This is a genomic window from Photorhabdus akhurstii (genome assembly GCF_019090985.1).
In the GTDB taxonomy this organism is placed as follows: domain Bacteria; phylum Pseudomonadota; class Gammaproteobacteria; order Enterobacterales; family Enterobacteriaceae; genus Photorhabdus; species Photorhabdus akhurstii.
This window is the reverse complement of sequence record NZ_CP020335.1, coordinates 1,128,251-1,140,399: the sequence shown is the minus strand read 5'-3', so window position 1 is coordinate 1,140,399 and position 12,149 is coordinate 1,128,251. Positions and strand designations below refer to the sequence as shown.

The 12,149-nt window shown below is 42.1% G+C and carries 10 protein-coding genes and 1 pseudogene; 3 read left to right on the top strand and 8 right to left on the bottom strand.

Annotated elements, in window-relative coordinates; translation table 11 throughout:
* The first annotated feature begins 242 nt into the window (after window positions 1-242).
* From B0X70_RS04940 to B0X70_RS04930, 3 genes are all read left to right on the top strand, one after another.
* Window positions 243-965: a helix-turn-helix transcriptional regulator gene (locus B0X70_RS04940; protein ID WP_036808128.1), complete on the top strand. Its 723-nt coding sequence runs from the start codon at window positions 243-245 to the stop codon at window positions 963-965.
* A gap of 153 nt (window positions 966-1,118) precedes the next feature.
* Entirely contained in the window at window positions 1,119-1,841 is a 723-nt protein-coding gene (locus B0X70_RS04935; protein ID WP_217471021.1) for a helix-turn-helix transcriptional regulator, read from the top strand.
* A 320-nt stretch (window positions 1,842-2,161) separates the two neighbouring features.
* Complete coding sequence (locus B0X70_RS04930; protein ID WP_217471020.1) at window positions 2,162-2,884, top strand: helix-turn-helix transcriptional regulator; 723 nt, start codon at window positions 2,162-2,164, stop codon at window positions 2,882-2,884.
* A gap of 332 nt (window positions 2,885-3,216) precedes the next feature.
* Here B0X70_RS04930 and B0X70_RS04925 read toward each other — a convergent pair whose 3' ends face one another.
* The 8 genes and pseudogenes from B0X70_RS04925 to pyrG all read right to left on the bottom strand — a co-directional run bounded on the left by B0X70_RS04925 (window position 3,217) and on the right by pyrG (window position 11,859).
* The gene (locus B0X70_RS04925) at window positions 3,217-3,426 is read right to left on the bottom strand and encodes a helix-turn-helix domain-containing protein (protein ID WP_046396916.1); all 210 of its coding nucleotides are present in this window, start codon (window positions 3,424-3,426) and stop codon (window positions 3,217-3,219) included.
* A 489-nt stretch (window positions 3,427-3,915) separates the two neighbouring features.
* A complete protein-coding gene (locus B0X70_RS04920; protein WP_040154302.1) occupies window positions 3,916-5,109 on the bottom strand; it encodes an MFS transporter in 1,194 nt (397 codons plus the stop codon).
* Window positions 5,110-5,131: 22 nt separating this feature from the next.
* Complete coding sequence (locus B0X70_RS04915; protein ID WP_217471678.1) at window positions 5,132-6,313, bottom strand: cysteine desulfurase family protein; 1,182 nt, start codon at window positions 6,311-6,313, stop codon at window positions 5,132-5,134.
* A gap of 59 nt (window positions 6,314-6,372) precedes the next feature.
* Entirely contained in the window at window positions 6,373-7,080 is a 708-nt protein-coding gene (locus tag B0X70_RS04910) for a hypothetical protein (RefSeq protein WP_229001151.1), read from the bottom strand.
* 822 nt (window positions 7,081-7,902) lie between these two features.
* On the bottom strand, window positions 7,903-8,091 hold the full coding sequence (locus B0X70_RS04905; protein ID WP_246593432.1) for a type II toxin-antitoxin system RelE/ParE family toxin: 189 nt from the start codon (window positions 8,089-8,091) through the stop codon (window positions 7,903-7,905).
* Window positions 8,092-8,173: 82 nt separating this feature from the next.
* Window positions 8,174-8,377: pseudogene (locus B0X70_RS04900) on the bottom strand (type II toxin-antitoxin system RelB/DinJ family antitoxin).
* Window positions 8,378-8,844: 467 nt separating this feature from the next.
* Entirely contained in the window at window positions 8,845-10,146 is a 1,302-nt protein-coding gene (eno, locus tag B0X70_RS04895) for a phosphopyruvate hydratase (protein WP_217471019.1), read from the bottom strand.
* A gap of 75 nt (window positions 10,147-10,221) precedes the next feature.
* Window positions 10,222-11,859: a glutamine hydrolyzing CTP synthase gene (gene pyrG, locus B0X70_RS04890; RefSeq protein ID WP_046396912.1), complete on the bottom strand. Its 1,638-nt coding sequence runs from the start codon at window positions 11,857-11,859 to the stop codon at window positions 10,222-10,224.
* Window positions 11,860-12,149 lie beyond the last annotated feature (290 nt).

Genomic DNA, 12,149 nt, shown 5'->3' with positions numbered 1-12,149 from the left:
CACTTTCAGATAAAACATAATTACTCTTACTTGAATAAGTGAAAATTTCTATAATCCTTTGCTTTTAAATGGCACGAAAAGCGATACATAATTATTCATTGCATCGTAAAAGTGATAACCTTACATGGAGTTTCTTACTGTTTTACTGTTTTACTGTTTTACTGTTTTACTGTTTTACTGTTTTACTGTTTTACTGTTTTACTGTTTTACTGTTTTACTGTTTAATTATGATAGGTGAAATTATGAATGATAAAACTATGAGTTTCTCTGTAAACAAAGATCTGGATGTTCATTCAAAAAGCTTTGACGCTTTCATTTCATATATGGAAAACAGCAACGATTTTTGGATCATAAAAGACAGCGAATCTCGATTCGTTTATGCTAATGATGTTACTCATTATTACTGCAACCTACCTAAAGGTTTTAATATGGAAGGCAGGCTTGATATTGAATGTCCAGGACCGTGGGTTGATTTTGTAGATGTTATACAAGCTAACGATAGAAACGTAATGACTAGTCAAAAGACCATTCCGGTACTAAATACCTTCATTTATGGTGGAAGACAAAAAATAATCCAACCACTTCTAGTCAATATTACCCCCCTAATGAAGGATGGGAAATGCATTGGGGTTGTTGGTCACGGTAAAAAACTTGAAATTTATTCCATGTACCATTTTGAAAACAACAGGCATCCTGACTCATTAACTTTTGGCAAACCAACTGATTTATTTACTGATAGAGAGTTCGATATAGTATTTTTTGCTTTGCAATCACTAAGCGCTAAAGATATAGCTAAAAAATTAGGTATTTCATATAGAACGGTACAAAGCAGGCTACATATCATTTACCAGAAAATAGGGATAAATTCATTAAGCCAGTTAAAAGAATATTGTAGAGGTAAGGGATATGATAACTATGCTCCTACCCGATTTATTAACCCTAATCCCTATATTCCTCTGGCATAACAATGCACAACATTCCTGCCGTCACTATGCCATTAGGGTTCTGTCTAAACAGAACCCTATGCTCCGACCAAAACTCGCTTAATAATGCAAAAAGCAGTTATGTGAGACACCTCACATGGAAGTTCTTACAGTTTAATTATGATAGGCGAAATTATGAATGATAAAACTATGAGTTTCTCTATAAACAAAGATCTGGATGTTCATTCAAAAAGCTTTGATACCTTCATATCATATATGGAAAATAGCAACGATGTTTGGGTTATAAAAGACAACGAATCTCGATTCATCTATGCCAATGATACTATGATTTATTACAGCGGTCTTCCTAAAGGTTTTAATATAGAAGGGAGGCTTGATGGTGAGTGTCCAGCACCGTGGTCTGAGTTTGAAAGTATTATACAAGCTAATGATAACAATGTAATGACGAGTCAAAAGACGATTCGGGTACTACACACCTTCACTTATGTCGGAAGAGAAAAAATAATCCAACCATTTCTGGTCAATGTTACTCCTCTAATGGAGGACGGAAAATGCATTGGGATTGTGTCGCACGGTAAAAAACTTCAAATTTATTCCATGTACCATTTTGAAAACAACATTCCTCCAGAGTCATTAACCTTTGGCAAACCAACTGATTTATTTACTGATAGAGAGTTCGATATAGTATTTTTTGCGTTGCAATCGCTAAGCGCTAAAGATATAGCTAGAAAATTAGGCATCACATATAGAACGGTACAAAGCAGGCTACATATCATTTATCAGAAAATAGGGATAAACTCATTAAGCCAGTTAAAGGAATATTGCAGGGGTAAGGGATATGATAACTATTCCCCTACCCGATTTATTAACCCGAATCCCTATATACCTCTAGCGTAATAATGCACAACATCGCTGTCATCACTATACCATTAGGGTTCTGCCTGGCAGAACCTTACACCTTGTTTCTCTCACATTCCATCCGGCATATTTCATATTGAAATTATTCATTAAAAACATAATTAATAATAAAAATTTCATACAATATAGAATATTAGTATTGAAGATGATTACAGGAAACTGCTCCTCTGTAAAATCATCCGCACCAAAGAGGAACTCCTTTTGAAATTCACAAACATGATTACTCATTGAGTCATAAACATGATAACCTTACATGGAAGTTATTCCGGTTTTACCGTTTAATCATGATAGGTGAAATTATGAATGATAAAACTATGAGTTTCTCTGTAAACAAAGATCTGGATGTTCATTCAAAAAGCTTTGATGCTTTCATATCGTACATGGAAAACAGCAACGATTTTTGGGCTATAAAAGACAACGAATCTCGATTCGTCTATGCGAATGATACTATGCTTTATTACAGCGGCCTTCCTAGGGGGTTTAACATAGAAGGTAGGTTTGATGGTGAATGTCCAGCCCCGTGGTCTGAGTTTGAAGATATTATACAAGCTAATGAAAAAAACGTAATGATGAGTAAAAAGACCATTACAGTACTAAACACCTTAACTTACGGTGGGAGACAAAAAATAATCCAACCATTTCTGGTCGATGTTACACCACTAATGAAGGATGGAGAATGCATTGGGATTGTTGGGCATGGTAAAAAACTTGAAATTTATTCCATGTACCATTTTGAAAACAACATTCACCCTGACTCATTAAATTTTGGCAAACCAACTGATTTATTTACTGATAGAGAGTTCGATATAGTATTTTTTGCGTTGCAATCGCTAAGCGCTAAAGATATAGCTAGAAAATTAGGCATCACATATAGAACGGTACAAAGCAGGCTACATATCATTTATCAGAAAATAGGGATAAATTCATTAAGCCAGTTAAAAGAATATTGCAGGGGTAAGGGGTATGATAACTATGCTCCTACCCGATTTATTAACCCGAATCCCTATATACCTTTAGCATAACAATTACAGCATCGCTGTCGTTACTATGTCGTTAGGGTTCTGCCAAACAGAATCCTACTCCCCTCCCAAAAAGTTTTGTTTCATCCGCTTATGTAATACTACGCCTATCTGGTGATCCGTGAAATCAACAGCGATATAAAGAGGAATGCCCACATAATAAAATATTAAATAATTGATGCCGAAAAAAATTAATTATGGCAAACATTAAGGCGTGACGTTAATAACTCTATTTTAATCTTATGATCATACCTGAAACTTTCCACAAAACACCAGAAAAGCTTCAGGTATTTAATCTCTTCTCATTGATTTTTTTTCGAGAAGTTTATTTTAATTCATTTTGAATATCTGCTTGGCCATATTTCGAAAGGCTCACAATCTAAAGCAGTAGCAATGAGCTGCTCACCTTTAGGCCACGGACGGTGCAAAGCATTTGATAAAGTGGATGATGCAAGCCCCGCTTCTCTTGAAATAGCAGATAACGACGTTCCCCGCTTTTTAAGCCCTGCAATAATATCAGCCGGGTGCCAGTCGTTTTTTACAATCATTCCTGATTCTCCTCTTAGTTTGGTTATTCAAGGTGCTATATTCATACTCTCTTCAAATTAATGTTTTTATATTGTTACAGCTTTTTCCCTGAGTCCGCACTGGTGCGGAATATTAAAAAATAACTGAACTAAAACGTTAAACCCCGCTAAGTACAGCCAAATATTCTCCGAATAGGAAAATGTTATATCTAACGTTCAAAAGTCATAAATGAACTTTAATTGTTAATAAATTCTCTTTTATAGATACTAGAATGTTTAAAAAGTTTAGTTATTTTGGGAAATGTTGGAAGAGCATTAAATACATTAATGAATGTCCTAAAAAACTCTTCAATTACGAGGAATAACGCTAAGTGACTGTCCCAGCTCAATCGATAATGTCGAAGCACGGGACTACAGAGATTCTGAATTTAACTACTTCATGGTCATCGAAAAATTGCTTGTACAACAGCAAAGCCAGTCGATAATTATCGACTGGCTGAATGACTGTTAACGTGCTTCATTCTGTGCCGTTAACCTGCCCTTAATGCGACAAAACCACCGTCCTCCCAATATTGCCACCATAAGTTCAAGAGAAGCTATTGCAGCTAGAGTTAGGATAAATAAAGTTTTGCCCGCGCCAACTAATATCCATCCACCGATTGCCGGAAATCCAAATATCCCCACAAAGTAGGCGACAACGAACCAAGTAAGAGCAGCATGACGATTCTCAAGCGCAGAGTCGTTTACTGCCCATGTTTGAATAACGGGATACACCAATCCATAGCCTATCCCCGTTAACATGGCCGCCACAACCTGGAACATAGGGTGAACCGGTACGCCTAGCAGGGCCAGAATGCCCATAATCAAGAATAACATCAGCGCGATGACTAATGGGGTACGGGGCATCGTCGATAAACGGCGAGCTAATAAAAGCCGCGACACAACCACGGTCGCCGCATGTACAGCAAAGAATGTACTTGCATTTGCTCGAGTCCCTTCAACCAGCGAACTCTGGAACGACATCATTCCAGAAAATACGCCGCCTCCCAGCCCTACCATGATAATGGGACGGATCGCACTACTTGCAGCAATCTTGGTTATTTTTCTCACCCAAGGTCTCAGTGATAACTCCCGTTGACCATGCGGCTCCTTGATCCCAAAGGTCGCCAGAAGTAACGAGGCGAGGATGCCAATGACGCCAACAAAGAGAAACGTTGTTTGTATGGGCACTCCTGCCTGTTCAACCGCCGCAGCAAGGAGGATGGGACTACCGCAAATCCCAGCCATTTGAAACGCGCTGAAGCGAGTAAACCAGTGCCCCCTGTCAGCGTCAGTAACACGTTCCGACAATGCCATAGGCCCACTGATATAGAACATTCCCCAACCGAGTCCAATCAAGAACGCTGCGATACGCGGGATATAACTCAGTTCACCGCTGAAACCGCCTAAAAGAAAATATCCGCAAGACATCGCCAGCGCCGCGAGGACTGCAAGGCGTGATGCTTCCAGTCGCCCGGCAAACCATCCAACCAAAGGAACGCCAATCAAGGTGCCGACCAAGGCCGCGCTAAGGGTCGTTCCAGTATCAATGTCACTCCCCCCTTGTGACCGAAAATACGCGGAAATAAGAAAGGTGGCGCCATATCCCCCCGCAGTGAACAGGGTTCCGAACAGGAGAAAAAGTGCCGACATTGTTCGCATGAGTCAAACTCCATCTTAATTATTACAGGACGCCGAATGGCTTTGGCGCCATCGACCTCAATTTATTCACCGCTTTTTGTAGACGTAGACAAACATACCGTATCTCGTCCTCGTCATTAAATCTGCCCAGTCCGAAGCGCACACTGGCTTGAGCCTGAGCATCGTTGAGTCCTATTGCTTTCAATACATGTGATGGCGCCCTGTTAGCGGATGTACATGCAGACCCAGAGGACAACGCGACTTCGGAAAGCTCCAGCAAAAGCGAATCAGCATCCAAGCCGTTGAAGGAGACATTTAACAGGCCGGGAAGGCATTCGATGAGATGACCATTTATCCGAACGTCAGCCACATTATCGATAATATACGACCGAAGCAAATCCCTTAAATAACGTAACCTCATCGACTCATCAGGCAAGTTTTTAACAGACAGCTCGACGGCACGCCCGAAGCCTACTATACCCGGGACGTTAAGGGTTCCAGAGCGTAAGCCTCGCTCATGTCCCCCGCCAACAATGAGAGGCGCGAGTGCTATATTCTTATTGCGTGAATCGATATAAAGTGCGCCGCCCCCCTTTGGCCCATATATTTTGTGCGCGGAAAATGAGGCAAGGCTTATATTCATACGCTGTACATCAAATTTTATTTTGCCAAGCGCTTGCGTGGCGTCTGTATGAAAAGGAATGTCACGTTCCTTACAGATCGCGCCTATCTCCTCAATTTTTTGTATTGAACCAATCTCATTGTTAGCGGCCATAATCGAAACGAGATAGGTATCATCTCTTATTGCACGAGATATTAAGTCTGGGGATACAATGCCGTCGCTTTGCGGCGGTAAATAGGTCACCTCCGTTCCCATTGATTCGAGCCTACTGCAACAATCAAGAACAGCCTTATGCTCAATTGTCGATGTGATGACATGCCCCTTTTTGCCCCGATGTTGAAAGCCCGCGATTGCAAGATTGTTCGACTCGGTGGAGCCAGACGTGAATATAATATCGGAATGACTCGTCGCATTTATCGATGTTGATATCACTTTTCTTGCATTATCAACAGCCTCCATCGCTTTCCACCCAAATGCATGGTTATTGCTGGCAGCATTCCCATAAGCGCAGGTGAAATAGGGCATCATAGTTTGAAGCACATCGGGATCTAATGGCGTTGTAGCATTGTTATCCAAATATATCGGCCGAGTTAAGTTGTACATAATGTTCCCCCTTAACAAACAAAGATGAAATTATTTTTTTATTATCTTGACTATATTTACTAAGCAGTAACTACATCTCCTTTACTCACCTCCCCCTCTTCATTAACAAGATTAAGACGAATGGCAGTTGAAACTCCGAGCATGTGGCTGAGTTGCAGCCCACGCACATATGCCAAAGCTCTCGACCAAGCGCAGTCCTCAAAGAATACCTCCAGAATAGCGTCTGAGCCTTTGTGATCACCTGCGGCTTTCTCAAAATATTCCTTCGTAATTGCCGCACAGGTGAGTTTCTGAGTTGGCTCTTCGTAAGAAGTATCTGATGTCGACGGTTTGCCGTCAGCAAGGTTTTTGGACACCATCCGTCGAGTGATAATTTCGGGTATTTCCCCAGAGGCTAGGATGTGGACAAGGTGTTGCCTGGCTGAATCTTCGTGAATAACACGTATTTCACTGAGCGGAATCTGATATTTTTCTGCTACAGGTAAGAAGATATTCCTGATCGAAGCGTGGAGATGACTCAGACGAGGGTTCCGTTTTTGAGAATTAGTGAGATTATTTATCAGGAACTGGAGGCGAAATATCCCATGATGATCGAACGCCACGGATATCCTCGGTAATTGGCCGCATTCATCTTGGCTTCGCTTGGCGAATATCAGAGCAGCCTCAAAAGCTTTCAACTGAGCTTCGATAACTATTTTACTATCCTCATTAAGATAAACTCGTGAATTCCCTGCCAGTATGCTTACGTTAGTTTCTCGCTGATTCATTTTCATCAATATCCTTTTCCAAGATGGATCGTATATATAAAAGATGACCACAAAGATTCATTAATTTTTGGATCAAGGGACTTTCTTAAAGAGTGGTTGATATAACGCATGGAAAATAAGGTGATCTTTAATAATTTCACATACGATAAATACCGTTCTCTCTTACGGCCCCTGTTATAAAATAAGTATGTTTGATATCAGGCAAGGGTATAATTCCCACAAAAGAAGTTGGGTAAAGATTAACGTGTCTTTTTTATTAAAAAATAGATCTTCGTCTTGTTTAAATGTTTTTTCTTTTTAACCTTGCAACCGTGGTTCTAAGCCCGACCATCGGACATCATCTAGCTCTCAGCTTATCGGGTAATTCTGTCACACCAATACAAGGCTCTAATTGCCAAGTATGGATATATCCGAACTATTGTTGAGACAGCTAACTAAAATCCGTTATATCAAGGTAAATCTTCTCAGCAACATTAAGGAGGGGATTCTCGCTATTAATCCATCGGCGAAAAGTTTCACATGTGAAAACATAGCTACACCGACTGCCTCAGGAAGACTCAAAAATTGACGTTGTAGAAGTTATCGGGTTATTACCCTTATGAAAGAGGGCTTTATCCCTCCTGTCAGACCGCCGGCACAATACAGTATCGCAGCTAAAGCTGGTGGTTTTAGCCTTTCATTTGGAAGAATAAAATTATTTCAGGTTTGTCATGCTCAAACATCAACCTATTACACACAGCTCAACTTAATTCTTTCTCTTCGAATCACAGTTAGCTCTCCGCTCAACAAACACATTTAAAAAATCAATCACTTATCCTCTTGCTATCCGAATAAATCAGCATGGCTACCAACTCGATACAATATCAATTCAGTGTCCGTACGTCGATAAATCAGAAGTAAATCCAGCGCTCCATGACATTCCAAATAACCAATATAGTTACCGTTCAGGCGGTGTTCTTTATACTTTGGTGGTAATGGCTGGCCGGTTTGCAAAAGCGCAAGGGTTTTCATAATGATTTCTTGCGCTTTTTATTGTTGACGTACTTTTTAGCATCCTTTTTAAATCGGCTCTGATAAACGAAAATCAGCACTGTTACCAACCTAGATCACTTTTTAATTCATCAAGCGTGTTGGCACGGTGAACGCCTATCCCGTTCTCTAGATCATGAATTGCCTGTAACGTCTCGCTATTCGGTTGCAGCAACCCATCCGGTAGCCGACCTTCTGCGGCTAATCAATTAATAACCATGCGTATAACGGTAGACAAATCGAGTCCAAGTGCTTTGGCATTTGCCATCGCCGCCGCTTTGCAGGCTGGTGACACCCTGGCTCTGACAACAGTATCAGTCATAGTAAATGCTCCCTTTGTGTGTTTGATTAGAACACCGCAGCCTTTTTGTAGCCACACGTCAAAAGATTATAAATATGACTTGGTAGCCAATTATCTGAAATTGTGATTTCACTTTTACATAGTAATAGTAGTTGTTCCACTACCGGCAAAAAGATCAGAAACGCTCAACACATCAAAACTGCCACGCAAAAAAGCCGCGCTCGTTTAAACTCTCACGTATTATCAGTGACCAACGCAATCCCACTGCAATGGCGTACCCGGCAATGGCAGCGTCGTTACCATCGATGAGTCTACCCAACTGCGGCGAGCAGCCTTTTTATTTTCGGGGCAACGTTTAACAACGGCTCGTATGTTGGTTAAGGCATTAAGGAGGGTTTTACCCCTCCTATTTAATGCTAATACTTAATTACCAATTAAGCCTGACCTTTTACTTCTTTCAGGCCATAGAAAGGTGCGCGATTACCCAAAGCTTCTTCAATACGGATCAACTGGTTGTATTTAGCAACACGATCAGAACGGCTCATAGAACCGGTTTTGATTTGGCCTGCCGCGGTACCTACTGCCAGATCAGCAATAGTCGCATCTTCCGTTTCACCAGAACGATGAGAAATGACCGCCGTGTAACCTGCGTCTTTTGCCATTTTAATCGCTGCCAGTGTTTCTGTCAGAGAACCAATCTGGTTGAATTTGATCAGAATGGAGTTAGCAATGCCTTTCTCAATACCTTCTTTCAGAATATTGGTATTGGTGACAAACAGGTCGTCGCCAACCAACTGGATTTTTTCGCCCAAGACTTTTGTCTGGTAAGCAAAGCCTTCCCAGTCAGATTCATTCAATCCATCTTCGATAGAAACAATCGGGTATTTTCTGGTCAAATCTTCTAGGTAATGAGTAAACTCTTGAGAAGTGAAAGTTTTACCTTCACCTTTCAGTTCGTAGTTACCTGTTTCTGGGTTGTAGAATTCAGAAGCGGCGCAATCCATAGCCAAAGTGATATCTTTACCCAAAACATAACCAGCTTGTTCTACCGCTTCTTTAATAGCAGCTAGCGCAGCCGCATTAGATTCCAGGTTAGGCGCATAGCCTCCTTCGTCACCAACCGCAGTGCTCATGCCTTTTGCTTTCAGAACCTTAGCCAAGCTATGGAAAACTTCAGAACCGATACGAACCGCCTCTTTCAGCGTTTTTGCTCCAATCGGTTGAATCATAAATTCCTGGATATCAACGTTGTTATCCGCGTGCTCACCACCATTGATGATGTTCATCATCGGCAACGGCATAGAGAATTTATCCGGAGTGCCATTCAATTCAGCAATGTGCTCGTACAACGGCATACCTTTCGCCGCCGCTGCCGCTTTAGCGTTAGCCAGAGAAACCGCCAGAATCGCGTTAGCACCGAATTTGGATTTATTTTCAGTACCATCCAAGTTGATCATGATTCTGTCGATGTTAGTCTGATCTTTAGCATCCTGACCGATAACTGCCTGTGCAATCGGGCCATTCACTGCATCAACAGCTTTCAATACACCTTTACCCATAAAACGGGATTTGTCACCGTCACGCAGTTCCAACGCTTCGCGAGAACCGGTAGATGCACCAGAGGGCGCAGCCGCTAACCCCACAAAACCCCCTTCCAGATGCACTTCTGCTTCTACGGTTGGGTTGCCACGGGAGTCAATGATTTCACGACCGATCACTTTAACGATTTTGGACATTAGGTTTTCCTCAGTACAAGTTACATTTCAGGTAAGTGACGGAATACTTCATGATGCCGTCACTCACTGCACATCTTATTTGAGCTGGCCTTTCTGATATTTACCGGCGGCTTTAACAAAACCAGTAAACAACGGATGGCCATCACGAGGGGTGGAAGTAAATTCTGGGTGGAACTGACAAGCCACGAACCAAGGATGGTCTGGGATCTCAATAATTTCTACTAATTTATGGTCTACTGAACGACCCGCTACCCGCAGACCAGCGTCTTCAATACGTTTCAACAGTAAATTATTCACTTCATAACGATGACGATGACGCTCAACAATCGTATCTGCCCCATACAAGGTACGCACCAAGCTATCTTTTGTCAGGTGACATGGCTGACCACCCACACGCATCGTTCCACCAAGATCACTCTCTTCGCTACGCACTTCTAAATTACCGTCTTCATCACGCCATTCGGTGATCAGGCCAATAACCGGGAACCGGCAATCTGGCTCAAATTCTGTTGAGCTGGCTTTTTCCAAACCCGCAACATGGCGAGAAAACTCAATCAATGCCACCTGCATGCCGAGACAGATCCCCAGATAAGGGATTTTGTTCTCACGCGCATAACGGGCTGTCATGATCTTGCCTTCCACACCACGGCCACCGAAACCACCAGGAACCAGAATCGCATCCAGTCCCTTCAATAATTCAACACCACGAGTTTCAACATCCTGAGAATCAAGCAGTTTGATGTTAACCGTCAGACGATTTTTCAATCCACCGTGCTTCAATGCCTCAATCACGGATTTGTACGCATCAGGCAGTTCAACGTATTTACCCACCATCCCAATAGTGACTTCACCAGAAGGATTAGCTTCTTCGTAAATGACCTGCTCCCATTCGGACAAATTTGCTTCCGGGCAATCAAGGCTGAATCGTTTACAAATATAATCATCTAAGCCTTGAGATTTCAATAGCCCTGGGATTTTATAAATGGAATCAACGTCTTTTAGGGAGATAACCGCTTTCTCCGGCACATTACAGAAAAGAGCAATTTTTGCCCGTTCGTTAGCAGGAATGACGCGATCTGAACGACAAATCAGAATATCCGGTTGAATACCGATAGAGAGTAGTTCTTTTACCGAATGCTGAGTAGGTTTAGTTTTGACTTCGCCAGCCGCTGCCAGATAAGGCACCAGTGTCAGATGCAGATATAAAGTGTGTTCACGGCCAACTTCTACCGCCATTTGGCGAATAGCTTCCAGGAATGGCAGCGATTCGATATCACCAACAGTACCGCCAACTTCCACCAGCACCACATCATGACCTTCACCACCACTGATGATGCGATCTTTGATTTCATTGGTGATGTGAGGAATAACTTGAACGGTCGCCCCCAAATAGTCGCCACGGCGCTCTTTGCGCAGCACTTCGGAGTAAACCCGCCCCGTCGTAAAGTTATTGCGGCGAGTCATTTTAGTGCGGATAAAACGCTCATAGTGACCTAAATCGAGATCAGTTTCAGCACCGTCTTCGGTAACGAAGACCTCCCCGTGTTGAATTGGACTCATCGTACCTGGATCGACATTGATGTACGGGTCCAGTTTCATAATAGTCACATTGAGTCCACGGGCTTCGAGGATAGCCGCCAGAGAGGCTGCGGCAATGCCTTTACCCAGAGAGGATACGACCCCGCCGGTCACAAAAATATAATTAGTTTTCATGCTGAACCTGAAAGTTTAGGTTTAAAAGATGATGGATATAACCAGGACGGGAAAGCAGTATACCCGAACCTTAAATTCGCCACAAATAATCTGAACGTAAATAAGGTACTTTTCCCGCATTTTGTTGTCCCACATTAGCCCCATCTCTGCTTAAACATAGCCGATTAATTCGTTGTACGTGGATAACAGCCCCTTTCATAGCATTGTCAATGTCAACATGAGCACAGACACAAACTTTATTTTCCATGAAGTCAATCGTGCCTGTTTATTCTCAATGTCGGATGATTTTA